The following is a 19,495-nucleotide window of genomic DNA, read 5'->3' on the forward strand; positions in this document are numbered from 1 at the left end:
TTCACCCTAAAAAAACACCACTTTAATCGTTCTATTTAAAGTCATTTTTTTAGGTCTTCACGGTTTCTGTCAAAGCATATAGTCTCTAGCGTTACTAAGATAACGATAAATATAAATTTTTATTGTTTTACTCAAAGATAGATATCTCATTTATAAGATCTTTCTAGCTCTTTTAAATGTACAATCAAATAGGCAAAATTCATAAAATATTCAATGTTTTTTTCTACCTTTGCCCTCTTTATTATATCTAAATTTGTTCTACAACCTCTAAATAAAGATCCCATTATGTTTGGAAAAAATGGTAATGCTCCTAAGCCCAATGCTAGTGTTAATAACAGTGCTCTTGAAGTGTGTAATATCGGCTTAGGTACTACAATTAATGGTACTTTCAAAGCAGATTCTAACATAAGGCTAGAAGGTAGTATATACGGTTCTGTTACTTGTGCAGGTCGTATTGTAATGTCCAAAAATGCCTATATCAAAGGAGATATTGTTTGTCAAAATATTGTATCGGAAGGAAAAGTAGAAGGTGACATTGTAGCCAAAGAAAAAATTCATTTACAAGCAACGGCTATTGTAGAAGGAAACCTAAAGTATGCTACTTTGGAAATTGATTCAGGGGCAATATTTAATGGTCAAGCAGTATCGGCTAAAAGTAATTCGGCTCCCAAACTAGAAAAATAATCTTAGAAAATGCTTAAACAGGCACTGATTCAAAGTTTACACACTTTTTCTAGTTTTATTCCCCTAAGTTGGCTTCAACGACTTAGTCGCCAATCCTTATTTTCTTTGTTTTATCATACGGTTAGCGACCAAGATCTACCCCACATCAAGCATTTGTATAAGGTGCGGAATTCCCAATTATTTGAAGCTGACTTAGATTTTCTATTGCAACATTTTAGCCCAATTAGCTTAGAGCAGCTCATTGATCATGTTCAGAACGGGAAAACGCTTCCTCCCAATGCTTTTTTACTAACCTTTGATGATGGATTAGCAGAATGTTACCACCTTATTGCTCCCCTGCTCAAACAAAAGGGTATTCCAGCTACTTTTTTTCTTAACTCTGACTTTGTTGATAATAAAGCATTAATGTTTCGCTATAAAGCTAGCTATCTGATTGAGCAATTAAAGACTCGCTCCAATGCCACAAAAATAGCCGCCCAATATTTTGAGCAATATCAACTTCCTTTTGACAGTCTTAAAAAAAGCTTATTAGCCGTTCGGTGGCCTGAACAAGCCCTCTTAGATGATTTAGCGGTGGCTTTTGATATTGATTTTGAAGCATTTCTACAAGAACAAAAACCTTATTTAACCCAAGAGCAAATTCGTGCAATGCTGAAGGATGGCTTTACCTTTGGTAGTCATAGTCAAAACCATCCTACCTACAATAAGCTCAACTTAAACGATCAAATTCAGCAAACTATTCGCTGTCAGCATTATTTGGACCTACACTTTGATTTGCCTTATAAAACCTTTGCCTTTCCCTTTACTGATTATGGTGTTTCTGCTGCTTTTTTTCATCAAATTCTAGGCAAAGAAAACTTTCAGCTCACCTTTGGTGGAGCAGGATTAAAACAGGAACAAATCAAAGGACAACTACAACGTTTTGGAATGGAAACCCAAGCACTAACCTCTGCAAAACGGCTTATTCATACAGAGTATTCTTACTATATTATAAAATCTATTTTCAAAAAAAATACGATTCATAGAAATTAGAATGAAATCAAAAATTACGATTATAGGTGCGGGAAATGTAGGCACACATCTCGCTCAACGCCTGTATAAATGTGGTCATCAAATTTGTCAAATTTTCAGTCGTACTCCAAGCAAAGCAACTGCTTTAGCAAACCGTGTTAACAGTCAAGGAATCAACCAACTAAAAGAACTATCACTTGATGCCGATATTTATATCTTAGCAATCAAAGATGATGCAACAAAAACTATAGCGGAGGAAGTTTCTTTTTTAAATAAGTATCAAAAAATTATTGCGCACACCTCTGGTTCTGTTCCGAGTACCGTTTTTAAAAATCACTTTGAGCATTATGGTGTTTTTTATCCATTGCAAACTTTTTCTAGTGCCCAAACGGTAGATTTTGAGCAGCTTCCTTTTTGCATTTATGGCAATAGTCCTCAAACCCAAACAATTCTAAAAAAACTCGCAGAGAGCATCTGCCCCAATGTATATCTAATCAATGATGAACAACGGGCAATACTGCATGTTACAGCAGTTATTGTTAATAATTTTAGCAATTATTTATACCATATCGCTCATGATATTTGCACAGACAATAAGGTTTCTTTTGACATTCTAAAACCATTGATTCAAGAAACCGTTCGAAAAATCAGTCTAGCTTCCCCCAAAGAAGTACAAACAGGCCCAGCAGTTCGAGGAGATGCCAACACCATTGCTCGACATTTAGCGTTTTTAGCTCAATATCCTGAGTATCAAAAGCTATATAAAATACTGAGTTCTAATATAGAGCAACAATTTAATAAAGACAGCTAATTTTGTATCTTTACCTAGATAAACTCCAGCCCTTTAACTATTTTGGTTCTTTTTATTCAAATTTTGGTTCTTTGATAAATGTCAAAGAACGCAAATTCTTACTTTACATGAAAAAGATCTACTTATTAGGCTTGTTATCTACGTTGCTATTTTTGGTCATTTCCTGTGAAAAAGAAATTGATCTGAAAGCTCAAACTCCTCCAGGGCAGCTATATGCCAATTGCATTCTGAATCCAGACAGTATATTTCGAGTATATATTGGTTACTCTACTCCTATTACTGCGCCGCCAGATGTGATTCAAGATCGTTTATACGATGCCATGAGTGCATTGGTATTGATAAAAGATGCCAACGATTATATTATTGATACCTTACAACTTACAGGGGTGCTTTATCACAATACCCAATCGCTTATTTTTGAATCAATCATTGGTCAAAAACCACTGCCAAATACAAGTTACCAATTAGAAATATCAGAACCCTTTGTTCATCATAGCAAAGAGATTCAAGCAGAAACCACTTTGCCCGTTTCAATTCAGCCTATTCGAGCAAGAAAAGCATTTCCTTCACGAGAAATTACAGGAGAAGATGAAACGTTTGGTATTCATTTGACTTGGGAAGATCCTAACCCACAAGAAGAAAATCTATTTATTATAGAAACAATTTGCAGAAATATCGATTACTCTTTCTTTTATCCCACACAATTGATTCGAAGTGAATTTTATGCGATGGGTTCAGAGAATGACAATCAAGAAATTGGGAAAAATACAGATAAATTTCTATATATATTTATCAACGATTCTAAGATTCCAGCACGACAAGATCCAGATAGTATTCACACCAAAATAGCGGTCGTCAGTAGTACGTTGGATCAATGGCCAGTAGGGCCTAATATTAGCAACGAAATTCTTGTCAATATTCATCATGTCAATCGGGAACAGTATGAATATTATAAAGATGTAGAAAAATATCGTATCAACACCAATGGCAATGACATCTTTGCACAACCCATTCCCGTTCGTGGCAATATGCAAGGTGGTTTAGGTTTTTTTGGAGGTGAAACAAGCCAACAAGCTGTATTAAGTTATTACTAACCCCTTACAACAATCGAATACCTTTATCCTCTAATTGTATCCTTTTCTGTTTGTATAAGGTACCAATTGACTTTTTAAACGTTTTTTTGCTCATTCCCAATTGTTTTTTAATCAATTCTGGAGAACTTTTATCGGTTAATAAAAGATAGCCATCTCTTTTCTTTAATAGGTCTAGAATGCGTTGTGCGTTATCCTCCACCTTGGCGTAGCCATCTTTTTGCAATCGAACATCAATTTTTCCATCTTCACGAACATGGTGAATATAAGCCGTTTTGACCATTCCTACCCTTACTTCTTCAAACAGTTCATTGGTATAAATTAGCCCCTTATATTGGTTATTAATAATAACATTAACGCCCAAATCTGTTTTGGTCCAAATCGTCACTAGCACTTCATCTCCTTTTTGAAAGGTTGCCTCTTCATTGTCCAAAAATTGATCAATTTTTGTAGAACCTGCCAATCGATCTGTTTGACCATCCAAATACATATAAACCAAATACGATTTGCCAATTTCCATAGGGCTTTTTTGCTCTCTAAATGGAACAAACAAATCTTTACCTACTCCATAATCAACAAATGCACCATGCTGATTCACATCCGAGACCTTTAGGCAGGCAAATTCGTACAAGGTCAACTTAGGCTCCTCAGTAGTGGCTACCAAGCGTTCCTCATTATCCCTATAAATATAAACTTCTAGATAATCTCCTACTGCCGTTCCTTCAGGAATAAATTTCCCTGGCAATAAAATGCTATCTCCTTCTTTATTTTCCAAAAATAAACCATGTGGCGTACTACGAGCCACTTCTAACAAATTGTATTTTCCTAATTCCATGCTATTATATTTAGAGGGCAAAAGTACAAAAAAAGAGCCTCCTTATTCAGGAAGCTCCATTCTATTTTTCAACTAGTTTTTAGATCAAGAAAACCAAATCATTTAGAAGTGCACTATCGCCCTCCAAATCTGTCTATTCTATCCTTATTTCAACAACTTCTTTTTGCCCTTCTTTGCTCATTTCTACCCAATAGATCCCTCTTACAAGATTCTCCAACATTAAATGGTGTCTTTTAAACGGTTCGAGGTAAGCATCCTCTTGATAAACCAACTGCCCGTGCAGATTTATCACACGAATTTTCCAACGGGCACTTTCGCTTTGACTTTCAACAAAAAAAGCACCTTTACTGGGGTTTGGGAAAACCTGAATAACAGTACCTTTAGCTTCTATTTCATCAATTTGACTAGCAATTGATTCGGTCAACACAAAGGAAGCTGTTGCACTAAAATCATCCCCTTGTGTAGACCCTGAACCATTAGAAGCTAATCCTACCCCACTAATCGTAATCACTCCTGTTCCTGCAACTGGTGCTCTCCACGATGCACGAAATAGCCCCAAGTCATTCAATCCTTTGTGTTCAACAAACGACCTGCCATTTGAAATCGTTGTAATCTGCGTGCTGTCGGTAGCAACAGCCAATAAAGTTCCTGCATTGGCGTTTAGTCCGTCCAGCAATACTGCCTGCATCCCATAACCACTAGGACTTCCATCGCTACTAACCGTAAATTCCAATGTATAAACCTGCCCTGGTATATAAGAAGTTACCCCAAGACCTGTAGCATCCTTAACTTCAATACTCAGCTGAGGATTAGGAAATAACCCTGCACTCGTATGACAATATCCTCCACAGGTTCCCGATGATCCTGGCGTTCCCGTACAGTCCATTTCACCATTGGCAGCACGACCACCAGAAGCGCTTTGCAAAATAAGCATTGAACTCGCTACCATCAATATGGCAATTATTATTTTTATCTTCATCTTCACTATTTTATTCTTTTAGTTTATACTTCAAAGATATGGCTTGATTGACAAATAGTCCATGCAAAAAAAATGCTTTGAATTGCAAAAACAACTCAAAGCACTGTATTTAAAATGTGGTTATCTATTTATGTTTTTTTTCTAAAAAACCATCATCTGTTGTGTTTGTTGTACACCATTACTTTTTATGGTTATCATATACGTTCCTGGTATCAAATTTTTGCAGTAAATAGAATGTGTACCAAAGCCATCTACCATAGCGGATTCTGAATAGACGGTTCTTCCCTGCAAATCCAATACATCAATGGTAATAGCACCAGCAGCTCCTCTATTTTTTACCTTAAAGCTACCGTCATTGGGAATTGGAAAAATATCAAAGTTATCTGTTTCTAAATCCAATAAATCAACAGAATTTGTAAAACTTTCTGTCAGAACCAGTTGGGTTGTTGGTGAAGTATTGTCTCCTGAAGTAGAAACGCCATCAACAGCTATTCCAATGCCATAAATGGTTACCGCTCCTGTCCCCAACATTGGAGCTTCCCAAGTAGTAACAAAACGCCCGTCCAAACTTGTCCCATCATGTTCTATAAATTCTCTACCGTTTGCAAGAGTTGCCAATTGAGTATTTGGGGTTGATGTGAGCACCATATCCCCTGCATTATTATTAGAAGAATCTAGTACAACAGCTTGCATTCCATATCCCACAGGAGTCCCTCCACTACTTACAACAAATTCTAAAGTGTAAGTATTGCCAGGAATATAGCTGGAGACAACTGTTCCTAAATTATTCTTTACGATAATTTCAAGCTGAGGATTAGAAAAAGCTCCTTGATTAGGATGGCAAAGGGTACAATCTGAGGGCAAAACCCCTGGCGATCCAGTTCTATCCTTTCCTGTATACGTGGCTGGTCCTCCAGAAACACTCTGAAGCATAAACATTAGGGTAGCTCCAACAAATAGAGCTGCTAAAAACTTTGTTTTCATAATTTTGAGTTTATAATCAAGCCAAGATGTTAAATTGGGTCTAACATATCAGCTGCCTTGGCAATTGCCAAAACGCCGCAAAACTATAGAAAATTATGACAGAAAACAATGCTTTTTTTTTATTCTTCTTATTCTTATAATAGATCTTTTTACCTTAACCAAAGAGTTAGAACTAATTGATAATCAACCATCAAATATCCACAAAAAAAAATGCTTTGAATTTTAAAAATTCAAAGCACTCCATTTAAGATACGGCTATCTATTCATGGCATTATTTTTATGTTTTTTTTCTAAAAAACCATCATTTGTTGTGTTTGTTGTACACCATTACTTTTTACAGTTATAATATACGTTCCTGGTATTAAATTTTTGCAGTAAATAGAATGTGTCCCAAAGCCATCTACCATAGCGGATTCTGAATAGACGGTTCTTCCCTGCAAATCCAATACATCAATGGTAATAGAACCAGCAGCTCCTCTATTTTTTACCTTAAAACTACCGTCATTGGGAATTGGAAAAATATCAAAGTTATCGGTTTCTAAATCCAATAAATCAACACCACTAGCAGGGCTTTCAGTCAAAACGAATTGGGTTGTTGGAGAGGTGTTATCGCCCGAAGTAGATGCGCCATTAACAGCCATTCCAACACCATAAATGGTTACATCTCCTGTCCCCGTAACAGGTGCTTCCCAAGTCGTCTTAAAAATCCCATTGCTACTTCTTCCACTATGCTCTATAAACTCTCTACCATTTCCAATAGTTGACAATTGAGTATTTGAGGTGGAAGTAGCAATCATATCTCCTGCATTATTATTAGAAGCATCTAAAGCAACGGCTTGCATTCCATACCCTACTGGGGTACCTCCACTTGTTACCGCAAATTCTAGCGTGTAAATGTCACCAGGAACATAACTGGTAACCACTGTCCCTGAAGCATCTTTTACCGTAATCCCAATTTGAGGATTAGAAAAAGACCCTTGGCTAGAATGACAAAGCGTACAATCTGAGGATAAGGCCCCTGGTGCCCCCGTTCTATCCTGTCCTCCCAATGCTGCTCGCCCTCCAGAAACACTCTGAAGGGTAAACATCAACGTTGCTCCAGCAAATAAGACTCCTAATAATTGTGTTTTCATTTTTTTTAGTTTAAACGTTTTGAATAATTAATGTACTGTATGGAGAGAAATTCACCCTCTTTTAACTTGATTTGACTAAAAACAAAGGTAAGTCTACTCCTGTACAATTAAAATGCAAAAAGTTGTCGTTCTATTGCAAAAAATGATGTTCCAACTATTTTATCTCCTTCTGCATGGCAGAATTCACAAACAATATATTGCCAATGTCATCATAACCTTCAAAAAGTTCTTTTCCTCGATTAGCAACTAACTCAGAACGGAATCCCATAATCGTCAGGTCTGCCCCTGCTGATTTTTCGGCAACAATATTTTTGACATCGGTATCTACTCTATGGTTGATGAGCTCAATATTGTGAGAAGAAATTGGCAAGCGTCCTGTTTCTATCAACATTAAGAGTCTATTTTTTTCATTTTCTAACTCTTCATCTGGGTATAAAGCCATAATCTTAATATGGGCATCCTCCCAGTCTGAATGTCCTACAATAATATAGGCAATCAAAATCATCAAATTGGCATTTTCATAATCGTTGGAGGTAATCCAGATGTGAATTTCTTTGCGATGCCCAAAACCTCTTTCAGAAGTAGCCAAGATCATTAGATCAAAATCAATCGCTTTAATCAATTTAAAGTTTGCCACAATATCATCTAAGTTATCAGGGTGTAATTTCGCATACTCCAAGAATAACAAGTTATTGGGCTTCCCTGATATCCCAGGGAACTGCATCACCTGTGCAATAGCAGAAGTCATGGAAGGCGTTACCATGGTATCGATATAAACATTAGATTTTGATTTTTCTGCATCTCGAATGAGTCGTTCTTTCATTTTGGTTGCTCGATCTCCAGACTCTCTAGACAAATAGCCCTCTACTTGGTGTATATAGGTTCCAAAGCCGTATTTTTGAGACATCCATCTCAATAAATCAAAGGCTGCAATACGCTCAAAAGAATCTTTGGAAATACAAATAATGGAAGGTCGCCAACTGGTGCTTTGTTCCTTTTCTGCCTTTTGCAAAAACACTTGCAATTGACGAGAAGTTTGAAAAATTACCCCCTGAAAAATCTCTGCTAGGTTTCGCTTGTCTCCATTGGTAATATTCACCCACAAGTAAACAATCACCAACATAACGACTGCAATAATTGCATAACCTGGGTCCATCAAAAACATCAAACCAAAACACATCAACGCTCCTAATAAAGAAAGGTACCACTTAGATCTAAAAGAAGGACGATAGGCTGGATCTGCTGCGAAATGCTGTAAAAAAGAAATCAAACACAACGAACCATAGGTTACCATAAAGAACATAGAAATAATCTTTGCCACAAAATCAATTTCGCCCATTCCAATAAAGATAATAGCAATTCCGATGGTAATTAGAGAAGAATTGAAGGGTTCATCGTTTGCTCCTCGTCCTCTTGATAACCATTTGTTGACCGTTGCATTGGGCAAAATATTATCTCTAGCTATCGCCTGCAAGGTTCTAGGCGCCACCATTAGTGACCCTAACGCAGAGGATATAGTAGCCGCAGCCAAGCCGACAGGAATCAACCAGTAGCCCTGCCATGCGACATCCCCCATCACCAAACGAGAGGTATCCGCCAAAGCCTCTGGCGTAGCAGAAGAAGTCAATTTCCAAGCAATAAATACATAAATAATCATTCCTGAAACGGTTCCTGCCATCGTTCCTAAAGGAATAGATCGACTTGGGTTCTTTAAATCTCCCGATAAGCCTACTCCCGCTGTCATTCCCGTAAAGGCAGGGAATATAATTGCAAATACCGTAAAAAAAGCTTCGCTGTTCTCTATTTTACTCATAAAATTAAACTCCGTGGGGGCTGTGGTTATTACCCCTCCAACATCAACATAACTTCCCCCAATAAAAAAGGCTAGCATAACTAAAAATAGAATAAAAACAACTGCATAAAGCATTTTCACTCCTAAATCAGCTCCTTTGGTCAAAACAACGGCAGTCAACAAAAACAGAGCGGGTATACTCACAGTTTGCTTGTATCCCAAGAGTGTCTCAATAATCTCTGGCACATAATAAGTGTTTAATATCCAATCAAACAAACTATTAAAAGCTTCAGCAAATGCCATAATATAAAACGCCACACTAACAGCCTGAGACATGTACAACGTAATCCCTATGGTAGATCCTATCACCAATCCAAAAGAACGAGAAATAATGTAATACTCTCCCCCTCCTTCTACTTTTTGGTTGGTTGCAATTTCGGCTATTGCCATAGCCGTAGGAATGGTCACCAAATGACCAATTAATATAATACCCAAGGTTCCCAGAAAACCAACATTACCAACCGCATAACCAAATCGCAAAAACATAATGGCTCCTAAAATGGTTGAAATGGCGGTAAAAAATACAGGGGCAGTTCCAAATCCAGCATTTTTTTCTTGTAATGACTTACTACTCATACTTATCTTCTATTAGTTTATTTTTAGGTATCAACAAATTAACCAATCTAAAATTGTCTATTATCAAATATTTGGGTTCAAGATACAAATATGTTTGATAAGGTTGGTGGTTGGTTAAAAACAATTGTCTGACGATCCTAAAGTTGAAATCCAAAATCTGCCTTGAATGGGCTTTTTTTCAGTAGATAAGCCTAGAAAGTTGTTTTTTTTGAGAGAAATTGTTTTTTTTGAGAAAAATGAATCTCTACTCTTATCTTAATCATAAAACTAGCCAGAATATTTGCGCTTCTTTCTAGACCACGACACACTATGAAAACGTCCTTTTTTTTCGCTGATCATGCTTTATATTTTTTATTTTTTATAATTGGCTTTTTTCCGCAAAGCTTATATGGGCAACAACCTGCATCAACGCAACATTGCCCAGTTCACTTACTTCAGTCCTTTCCTAAAGATGTCACCTGCTTTCAGAAAAGTGATGGAGAAATAGCACTAAGCTACGATAGTAGTTCTCATATTAATTGTGTAAAACTGATTAAACAAATTGGCAATACCAATGAATACGAAGGCATACGTAGTTTTACGCCTGAGAAAAAGTTTAACTCTTTAGCATCGGGTTCCTATCGTATTATTTGCCAACTCCTTGACTCTTCCCTCTGCCATATTGAGACAAATATAAAAGCAAAAAAAGAGGTGCAGATCAAAAACTTTCATATTGAAAAAGCGCCTAATTCTGTCACCAACGAAAAAGGGACTATTACGATTGAAGTTGATGGAGGAACCAAGCCCTATACACTCTATTTGGAAAATACAAGAATACAAGAAAATACAACTCACCAATTTTCTCTGGGAGCCTCCAAAAAGAATATCTCCAGAATTACTTCTGGTACTCAAATATTACGTGTTTCGGATACCCATGGCTGTGGTAATGTCGATACTGTTGTTCATATAAAAGATGCTCTGAATTTTTATTCTAAAAAGGGCTCTAATCAAAGAGCAACCTGTAATGCTAAAGCAAACTTTAGTGTCGTATTTAACAATAACAACCCATCTGAAACGAATAATTTTGTTATCACTACCGTTAGAATTGATCAAAATAAGCTAGAACATATTGTTGAGTCCAGAAAAATTTTCCCTCCAACTGGAGGTACTTATTTTGTCCCTGTTCAAGAAATTGGACGTTATCATGTTTCTATTCGACAAGGAGCCATGGTAGAGGTGCATACCTTTGATCATAAATTAGCCAAAAAGCCACAATTGGATGTACAGATTATAGACCACCCAAAATTGCAAGACCTTAGTGGTGGAAAAATCAAAATTGAAATCAAAAACCCTGAATCTAAAAAGTACACCTATGCCATCCATCAACAAAATACCATTGTTTTTAATCAAACCCTAGAAACAACAGCGCATACGGTTCAGGATCTCCAAGCGGGATTTTATTCCATTACGGTTAGTGATGAAAATGGTTGTAAGGCAATAGCGTCTAGCAATCAAGTGAAATATTTGACAACATTATCAAGAGCAACTGCGCAGGAGAATTTCAAAAAAGATATGGAGCAAAATCAAGTAGACTTTGTGACTTGCCAATGCCATAGAGATCGTTTAGAAAGGAGTCGGCAAATTATATCTATTACACTTGCTTCTATTGGTGTTACAACATCTGTCCTTGCTGCTGCCTTGACAGCAGGAGCTTTAACCGCCCCTTCTACCATAGCTGTTATCGGAATTGTTGGAGGCAGTTCTACTTTAGCCTCTCCTATTGTCAGAGAAGCTGGGCTAAAAGCTAAAGTTGCGTTATATGAAGAAAAATTGAATAAAATTGCTGAGATCAAAACCTTATACAACAAACTCGATACCAAGGTATTCGCCCACGGTCATTGGGGCAGCAAAGAAGAAGCTACTTACAATAAACTGATTGAGGAAATTAGCGTCAAAACAAGTGCCCTAACCAGCGATAAAAAGTTAAGTCAATTGCGCTTAAAATGTCCTCGCTTAGCCAAAAAACTAGCAGAAGCAAAACAAAAATAAACCACCTTTCCCATGAATCGACTTGCTTGTGTGCTGAGTTTTTTGGGCTGTTTATGGCTCTCTGGTAAGCCTTTTGCTCAAAATATAAAAACGGCTAAAGACAGTATCATTTATATAGATTGTGCCCCTATTCCAATGCTGTCTAATCAATATTTTATGCACATTCATCCATTGAGCATCTTAGCATCAAGCTCTTTGTCCTTATTAAGTGCTGGAGATAGCAGCAATTTTATGGCAATTTACAATAAAGTGGGGCTAGCACTTGCTCAAAAACAACTTGAACGAAATTTTATGGCGATTTCCCTTAATTCTTCGGACAAGCAGACATTAAAAAGAATCAAAAGAAACCTAAAAAAACAAGGGCGTTTTAAGTCCAAGTACTCGCCCGTTGTATCCTCCTTATGTTGTGCCATTGAACTCTTGCAAAACCATAAAAAAAAAGCCCTGCATTATTGGAACCTTACCCCCAATTCTAATCCTGATTTATTGCGTTTAATTTCTTTTTTTTTTTACTTAAAACAGGATTACCTCAAGGCGCTATTTTATTTAAAACAAATACCTCCTTCTGAACAAAGCACTAAGGATCAATATCTATTAGGCTGGTTAACCGCTTATCAACAAAATTGGCAAAAAGCATATGCTATCTTTGATAATAATTCCTCTTTAAATTCAAAAGATGATCGGATACAATGTGCTAAAATGTCGATTCTCATTCATCAACATCAATTTGAAAAAGCTTTTCAACTCATTCAAAACTATCCTAGCAGCATTACAGACAATATATATGCCTTTCACATCAATTACTATACAGCCTTAGCCACGCTAGCTCAGGGAGATATGAATGATGCCTTCAAACGGCTTAAATCCATACACGCACAAAGCCAATACAAAACTTGCGCAGATCGCTTGCTGACTCACTTTTTTTTAACCAATTAGTTTCACTACTTTTGCAAGGATTGAAGTTCTAAATACAGGGTAAAAATTATCCATAACTTTTGTTACCCTGTACTAAAAGTAAGCTCTACTCTAAATGAAATTTTTTGTTATCTCTTGGTGCGTCTTCTTTATGCATTGTTCCTTATCTGCTCAGATTCTAAATGCAGATCGATATGGTTCAAAAGTAGACTCTGTACAAACCTTTAAGGCGCTGTTTGACATTGGCTTTAGCATTCGCAAACAAGTCGATCTTTTGTTTTCTCTTGACAGTCGATTGGATCTATCCTATTATTATAAGCGAAGTCTTTTTGTGGTAGTTGGAAATTTTAAATTATTTAGAAGCGGTAGCACCAATATCCTAAATGGAGGTTTTGCGCACACTCGCATTCGCTTGTTGAAAGACAACTGGATACATCCCGAATTTTTTGGACAATACCAACTGGATGGAATTCGAGGAATGGAAAATCGAGTTTTGGGAGGTGGCAACTTAAGGTTTATTCTCACCAAATACGATGAGGGGCATTTGCATTGTGGACTTGGAGCAATGTATGAATTTGAACGTTGGAATTATAAGGCTGTCCCAGCTGCCTCTCGTCCTATTGATCAAATTCCTATCGAAAATCATTTTCTCAAACTCAATTTTTATATTTCATACACCCAAAAAATTAAGCAAATTGCCTACTTGCAGATAACCGCTTATTTTCAAACTCGCCCTGATGCTTATTTTATTCATCCTAGAGTTTCTATCAATGGTAAAATGACTTTTAAATTTACCAAAAACATTCACTTTGCGATTCTCTACAATTTGTTTTATGATAACCTACCTCCTGTTCCTATAGACGAACTCTATTTTTCGGTTGTCAATAAATTGACGTTCACCTTTTAATAATTTTGTTGTTTTATAAAAAAACTGTTTATCAACCTACGACAACAAACATAATTGTTTCTTTTTAATAAAGTAAAGATTAGAAGTTTTAATCTAGCCCCCATTTTAGAGGAAAAATAGCAAAAAGCGGGGGAATCAATACCTGTTGTTCTTTTTGCATTGCCCAAAAAGAACCAAAAACGCTAGGACTGGATGACTTCTTGGACAAAGTATCTTCTTGAAAGCTTAGGCTTTCAGAAACTCGCTTCGCTCAAACACCTGAAAACCTTATTTTTCTTACAGAAAAATAGCAGCTTTCTGCGGCGTACTTTGTTCCCAATCAGTCATATGCCCACCAAAAAACACTTGGAGCAATACATTTGTTTTACTCCTAAAAGTCCCAACATTATAAGGTTGCCGTTAAAATAAAAATTCGGAAATGAGCAACTATTCCCCATTCCCGAATTTTAGATTAAAGTCATATTTAAGCCACAAAAGCAACCGTATAAGTCGTTTCTGTTGCTGTGTCTTTAATAACTAACTGTACTTGATTACCAACTTTTCCTCCACTATAAGTATAGGCATTTCCAGCAGAAGTTGTGGTACTATCAGCTATAATTACATCATGATTTGAATCACTAATTTTAAAAGAAATATCGTTCTTTATTAAGCCATTAAAACTCACTAAAGTAAAAACATAAGGATCTGTTGTTGATGCATTTAATGTATACCCTACATTATTAGTGGTATTAGAGTTTCCATTCACATCAACAGCTACTAGTGTTGCAGTAACTGTCCCTGTTCCTACATAAAATTGATTAACAGCGATACAATTAGAATTATTCCGCTCATAGCCTGGCTCACAAACACAAGTTCCATTGCTACAAGTTCCATTGGTACATATAACACCTGAACAAGGATCACAAGAAGTCATGGCAATTGCTCCTAATATAATAAGCGTAAATCTTTTAAAAGAATTCATTAATGTTTGCATAATTTTATTTTAGTAATTCTTAAATATAAACCCTCTTAACGAAGTTGTCAAAGAAATATAAAAACAAAAAACCAGCTCTAAAAATTGAAGTACTTTTTTTTGTATCTTCTACAAGATGAATTGATCCGCTCTTTCCTATTGCTTAATTAACTTGCGTTGAATACGCCTGCCATTTAACGTCAAAGAAATTACATAAGTAGCACTTGGTAAATCTTCTAAAGATAACTCTATTTTATTTACCCCTAAACTAGTTTCTCTTGTTCCTTTCTTGATAAGTTGCCCAACAATGTCTTGAATTTCATAAGCTAATTCCGTTGTTGAAGATGCGTAAAACTCGGCATAAAACGTATTGTTAACTGGATTAGGATAAACTCGAACCGTTCCTAAACCATCTCCCTCACGAAACAAAGCAACCACCTTAGAATATTCAAACTGCCCATCTTTGTATACTGTTCTTAATCGATAATATTTTGTCCCTAATCCAGGCAGCAGATCTCTATATTCATAATTAGTTGGTGACAAACTGGTTATATGGACAGGCAAAATAGACAGTTCGCTAAAATCAATCCCATTTATGGAACGTTCTAATACATAATAATCGGTATCTTCTTCGTTGGCAACCTCCCAAGTTAGCAGGTTATTTTGTTCTTCTTTATGCCCTTCAAAGGCGACCAAGTGCGTAGATAATAAAATAGTAGTGGAGCTAATTCTAAATTGATCTGCTCCTTCTGTATCAACAATCACCAAATAAACCTCTCCTGGATTAGCTGCTGTTGTTAACATAATATCTCCCATCGGAAGACCAGAAATAGCATTATTGCCCGCATCGTTACAATCGACAAAAGTTCCTCCCGTAAAACTTGGGCAGGAAGGGTCAACAGGACCATAAAGTGCCGCTTCTACCCTACTTATATTTGCCCCAGCATTAGAAACGGCAACATTTAAAATAGATGCCCCTCCAGAATCGCATTCAACGGTGTAAAAAATGGGCTGTTGGGTTAAATCCATTCCTCCTGAACAGGCAAAACGCCCATGAGATATGCTTACTGCATACTGCTGCAAATGATCTCCTCCCCCCACAGGACGAGCATTAATTGGGGCAGGATTGTAACTTGGCACACAAGTGTTATCCACCCACTCTGAAAAAGGCTCTCCTTCATTAGTAGCCGTTTGCGCTCCTACACATCCTCCGCTTGTAGTCCACCAATCAACCGTAGTACTAATTCCGTTGCCCGAAGGTTGTGAAATTGGAGTAATATTCAGATCCATTCCTATAAAATCAATGCAATTATTGGCACATTCTGCATCCATAGTAGTAGTCCAAATGTCGCCAACTGCTAGTGGATTTCCGTTTACAGTATTAAAATTTACCCCAAACAATTGACAATTAGCTCCTGTTATGGCTCTAGGGTAATCTTGTAAGGGAAAAATTCCCGTAGACTCCATTCCTACAATTAGGTCATTACAAACCAAACAGTAAGTTTGACTATGGTTTGTTACATTATAGGCAATTGCGGGGTTATTTAAGGTGTCTACTTCGCAAATTGTCAAAGCATCACAAACAACAATTGGGCAACCAGAGCCGTACGGCAAACTATAATCTAAGCAAAAATTAGCATCATCATTCCCATAGGTTTCCACATTAAACCAAGCTTGTCCAGCCGCTAATAATGGCAGCACTGCTGCCGCTTCTGCATTACTATAATTAACAGCATAAAGATTATAAAAGCCAGCGGGAACGCCTATAAAATCAGGTGTATTATTGGTGGCAAAAATATTACCTTGATTATCGACCAATACATAAATATGGGTATATAAAGCAGGATTAGCAGCATTCCCAACAGGCAATGTTCCCTGTACAATCCCTGTTATATCGTTAATAAAATCGCACTGTGCTTCAACTGACGAACCAAAAAGTCCGCATAGAGTTAATAATGTCCCTACGGCAAACAGTTGACAATGCTTTGTTATATCGCTAGTCATAATTGTTTTTTTATCTTGAACAGTATTAAAATTACCAACTTCCTGCATCTGCTGCACAGGCTGTAGGGTTTACAATAGCACAATTTGTAGCAGCCGTATTTCCCGTTGCAGCATTCAAGGTTATATCTTGTACTACATTGGCATAATTGGTTACCACCAACACATATATTTCTCCTACATTCACCCCTGTAAGATTAACCTGCTCGGTAGGAGCCGTACTAAAACTACAATCAATAGGTGCTGGCAAAGCTCCACAAGCAGCGGTTGCAGCAGCAGTATTGGCATAAGGTCCCCAAACTGCAAAATCAATATCTGATCCAGCTGCCATATCAAAAATTAAGTTTCCAGCAGTAGAGATTTCAAAGAAATACCAAGATGGATTGGGTTGCGTCAACAAACAGCCATAATTATTTCCCGTAGAGGCTGTTGAGCCAATTCCTGCGGTGTAACAATAGGTATTATCGGTACAAATTGCTTGCATTTGGCTACAATCATTTCCTCCTGCTCCCCCTGCACAAGGGCCACTAACGCTTGGGTTTCCATCATAAACACAAATATCAAACGTCCCTGGATTGTCATCGCCATATTCCCAAAAACGAATCCAAACTGTTGCTCCTGGGGTTAGCGTTGTGTTATCAATCAATGGCATCAGACCGTTTGCGCTACCATCATCATTGCATTCAACCAATGTTAATGCATTACAACTTCCCGTATAAATAGCCATTCCGCCATCTGTTATAACTCCTGCATTGCAATCTACAATTAGATGCCCCGAAGCAGGGACAGTTGCCGTAAACCAAACATCGCCAGATACATAATTGGCACATCCTGGAGCAGGTGCCCCTAATGTTCCCGTTGCTCCTGCTGTCGTAAAGGTATTAAAGGAACATGTGGTGCTTACACTTAGGGCTGAAGCCGTACAGGGCTCGTCTGATTGTCCAAAAGTAAGATTGGAAATCCATAAAAATACAAAAGCACAATAAGTAAAAATTTTATAGTTCATAACATTAAAATCATTTCAAATTAAAAAATTTAATCGCATTATTTTGACTGCTCAAACTCCTCAATGTCTCCCCATTCTAGGGTCTCTCCCTTGTAAATAATTTTATCAACAAGTTGATCGATATAAGCACGTTCCTTACTCGAACGGCTTTTGTAATTTTGATATGAAATGATTTTTATATTTCGGCGTTTATTGCTTTCAAGCCATTTAGCTACTTTGTCTTGATTTGAATGCCCCTGTTCTTCCCGAACTAATTGCCCTTGAAATGGCACATAATCCATTGAAGTGTTTTTTGCTTCAAAAGCACTGATGTCTGCAAGGGTTACTTCTTGGTCATAAATAAGAGAGCGTTTGTCTACATCTAGAATACCTTTTACTGAAGGGGATAATTTTTGATATTCGTCAGAAGATAATAGGGTTAGATGTTCTTGATTGGCAATGAGCCATTCCTTTATAGCTGCTCTTTCAGATACTGTCTGTGCCTTTAGGTTGGCTAAATTTAATGTTGCGAATAAGAGAACAAGAATAATTGGTAGTGTAAACCGTTTCATTACTGTAAGTTTTAAATTTAAGTGTTAATTAAAAACAAAATAAGTATTGCTTTCGTGGGTGATTTTCGAATTTTAAATTGGTAATTTCCTAAAATTCGATACAAAACAAAGTCTTAACATTTAAATATCAGAATAATACGACTTTACATATTCACTTTTTTTCTTTTTTAAAAAGTGTTCTTAGCCACCTCCAAATTGTTTTTTTTAAATCATTCGTTCTTATTCACTTGTCTTTATTTATCCTTGGATTTCTTAAAAAATTCGCAGCTTACGATTTGGAATTTATTGGGTAGGATTTATCACTTAACTAAATGAGCGTTTGGCTAAAAATTTCTCACTTCATTAAAAAACAATAATTCGTATTTTTTTATTCAAAAAATCGATACAGTTGGTTCTATTCAAAATAGGCTCAATAGTCGGTATATTTTGACTCCAACTCTAAAAAGCCCGTTTATTTTTTTTTATTTTAAAACGAATGTTCTACGCCATTTCATCCAGCTATTTAGCCCTCATCTAATGGCACCCATATCTTATTGAATTGTAACCGATAAATTATCTAGAAATGTATCTTTTTTTTTCATTTTAAGGTGGATATTTTGCCCAAATCAAAAACTTCCCTACCAACTTAATTGACAAAAAAACAATATGTTATTAATTCAAATTAATGCTTTTAGCATTTTACTTTTTATTAAAAAAAAGTTTTCTAGTCCTAAATCATAAAAAATATAAACTGCATAAAATGAGCAAAAAAAACATTTTTTTTGTTCTAATTTCTACTAGCCTTATCCTTCTAAGTTGTCTTCTCTAGCACTAATAGGGTAAAAACCTACCATCTTAAAATAGCTCGATTAAACCCTTACTTTATTTAAATTGTTTTGTCCTCTACCTATCCTTTATTTTAAAATAACTTACATATTTCACAAAATTACTGTATTTTACGTAGTCTTTTTATAGCGGTAAGTAGATGGACAAAATTAGTAGTTTAAAAATTGGAGTATATTTTTTTCGCTAACGACTTGCAAAATGTAGCTTTAGCGGGCTAACTAAGCCTGCGACTTCACGCAGCGAGGCAAGTAAAGCGAGGCTTTTCAAGGAAGCCTAGCGGACAAAAGATGCTCACCACGTAGTCTCAGCACAGCTAACTGATCTCACGAGCACTGCGAGTAATTTAATGTTAAT

The 19,495-nt window shown here is 36.5% G+C and carries 16 protein-coding genes; 7 read left to right on the forward strand and 9 right to left on the reverse strand.

Translation table 11 applies throughout. From position 1 onward, the window contains the following. Nucleotides 1-285 precede the first annotated feature (285 nt). The 4 genes from AsAng_RS11520 (at nucleotide 286) to AsAng_RS11535 (ending at nucleotide 3,600) form a co-directional block, all read left to right on the forward strand. Nucleotides 286-684 (forward strand): bactofilin family protein, encoded by a 399-nt coding sequence (locus tag AsAng_RS11520; RefSeq protein WP_264792934.1) that lies wholly within the window; start codon nucleotides 286-288, stop codon nucleotides 682-684. Nucleotides 685-693: 9 nt separating this feature from the next. After that, nucleotides 694-1,716: a polysaccharide deacetylase family protein gene (locus AsAng_RS11525; RefSeq protein ID WP_264792935.1), complete on the forward strand. Its 1,023-nt coding sequence runs from the start codon at nucleotides 694-696 to the stop codon at nucleotides 1,714-1,716. A 1-nt stretch (nucleotide 1,717) separates the two neighbouring features. Next, nucleotides 1,718-2,506, forward strand: coding sequence for a Rossmann-like and DUF2520 domain-containing protein (locus AsAng_RS11530; RefSeq protein ID WP_264792936.1), 789 nt, complete (start codon nucleotides 1,718-1,720; stop codon nucleotides 2,504-2,506). A 107-nt stretch (nucleotides 2,507-2,613) separates the two neighbouring features. Next, the gene (locus tag AsAng_RS11535) at nucleotides 2,614-3,600 is read left to right on the forward strand and encodes a DUF4249 domain-containing protein (protein ID WP_264792937.1); all 987 of its coding nucleotides are present in this window, start codon (nucleotides 2,614-2,616) and stop codon (nucleotides 3,598-3,600) included. A gap of 4 nt (nucleotides 3,601-3,604) precedes the next feature. Here AsAng_RS11535 and AsAng_RS11540 read toward each other — a convergent pair whose 3' ends face one another. From AsAng_RS11540 to AsAng_RS11560, 5 genes are all read right to left on the reverse strand, one after another. After that, nucleotides 3,605-4,432: a CvfB family protein gene (locus AsAng_RS11540; RefSeq protein WP_264792938.1), complete on the reverse strand. Its 828-nt coding sequence runs from the start codon at nucleotides 4,430-4,432 to the stop codon at nucleotides 3,605-3,607. Nucleotides 4,433-4,565: 133 nt separating this feature from the next. After that, nucleotides 4,566-5,411 carry a choice-of-anchor V domain-containing protein gene (locus tag AsAng_RS11545; RefSeq protein ID WP_264792939.1) on the reverse strand — a complete coding sequence of 282 codons (846 nt, stop codon included), beginning with the start codon at nucleotides 5,409-5,411 and terminating at the stop codon, nucleotides 4,566-4,568. Nucleotides 5,412-5,552: 141 nt separating this feature from the next. After that, complete coding sequence (locus tag AsAng_RS11550; RefSeq protein WP_264792940.1) at nucleotides 5,553-6,395, reverse strand: T9SS type A sorting domain-containing protein; 843 nt, start codon at nucleotides 6,393-6,395, stop codon at nucleotides 5,553-5,555. A 290-nt stretch (nucleotides 6,396-6,685) separates the two neighbouring features. Further along, nucleotides 6,686-7,528 (reverse strand): choice-of-anchor V domain-containing protein, encoded by an 843-nt coding sequence (locus tag AsAng_RS11555; protein WP_264792941.1) that lies wholly within the window; start codon nucleotides 7,526-7,528, stop codon nucleotides 6,686-6,688. Nucleotides 7,529-7,682: 154 nt separating this feature from the next. Next, complete coding sequence (locus AsAng_RS11560; protein ID WP_264792942.1) at nucleotides 7,683-9,956, reverse strand: APC family permease; 2,274 nt, start codon at nucleotides 9,954-9,956, stop codon at nucleotides 7,683-7,685. A gap of 309 nt (nucleotides 9,957-10,265) precedes the next feature. Between AsAng_RS11560 and AsAng_RS11565 the strand changes: the two genes are divergently transcribed. The 3 genes from AsAng_RS11565 (at nucleotide 10,266) to AsAng_RS11575 (ending at nucleotide 13,806) form a co-directional block, all read left to right on the forward strand. Then, on the forward strand, nucleotides 10,266-11,984 hold the full coding sequence (locus AsAng_RS11565) for a hypothetical protein (protein WP_264792943.1): 1,719 nt from the start codon (nucleotides 10,266-10,268) through the stop codon (nucleotides 11,982-11,984). Nucleotides 11,985-11,996: 12 nt separating this feature from the next. After that, nucleotides 11,997-12,920 carry a hypothetical protein gene (locus tag AsAng_RS11570; RefSeq protein WP_264792944.1) on the forward strand — a complete coding sequence of 308 codons (924 nt, stop codon included), beginning with the start codon at nucleotides 11,997-11,999 and terminating at the stop codon, nucleotides 12,918-12,920. 94 nt (nucleotides 12,921-13,014) lie between these two features. Next, nucleotides 13,015-13,806 carry a DUF481 domain-containing protein gene (locus AsAng_RS11575; protein ID WP_264792945.1) on the forward strand — a complete coding sequence of 264 codons (792 nt, stop codon included), beginning with the start codon at nucleotides 13,015-13,017 and terminating at the stop codon, nucleotides 13,804-13,806. Between the two features lie 463 nt (nucleotides 13,807-14,269). Here AsAng_RS11575 and AsAng_RS11580 read toward each other — a convergent pair whose 3' ends face one another. The 4 genes from AsAng_RS11580 to AsAng_RS11595 form a co-directional block, all read right to left on the reverse strand. Next, nucleotides 14,270-14,779, reverse strand: coding sequence for a hypothetical protein (locus AsAng_RS11580; protein WP_264792946.1), 510 nt, complete (start codon nucleotides 14,777-14,779; stop codon nucleotides 14,270-14,272). Between the two features lie 135 nt (nucleotides 14,780-14,914). Continuing rightward, nucleotides 14,915-16,762, reverse strand: coding sequence for a T9SS type A sorting domain-containing protein (locus tag AsAng_RS11585; protein ID WP_264792947.1), 1,848 nt, complete (start codon nucleotides 16,760-16,762; stop codon nucleotides 14,915-14,917). A gap of 31 nt (nucleotides 16,763-16,793) precedes the next feature. Further along, entirely contained in the window at nucleotides 16,794-17,765 is a 972-nt protein-coding gene (locus AsAng_RS11590; protein WP_264792948.1) for a hypothetical protein, read from the reverse strand. A 38-nt stretch (nucleotides 17,766-17,803) separates the two neighbouring features. Next, nucleotides 17,804-18,316 carry a hypothetical protein gene (locus AsAng_RS11595; protein ID WP_264792949.1) on the reverse strand — a complete coding sequence of 171 codons (513 nt, stop codon included), beginning with the start codon at nucleotides 18,314-18,316 and terminating at the stop codon, nucleotides 17,804-17,806. Nucleotides 18,317-19,495 lie beyond the last annotated feature (1,179 nt).

This window comes from Aureispira anguillae, from assembly GCF_026000115.1.
Taxonomy (GTDB): Bacteria; Bacteroidota; Bacteroidia; order Chitinophagales; family Saprospiraceae; genus Aureispira; species Aureispira anguillae.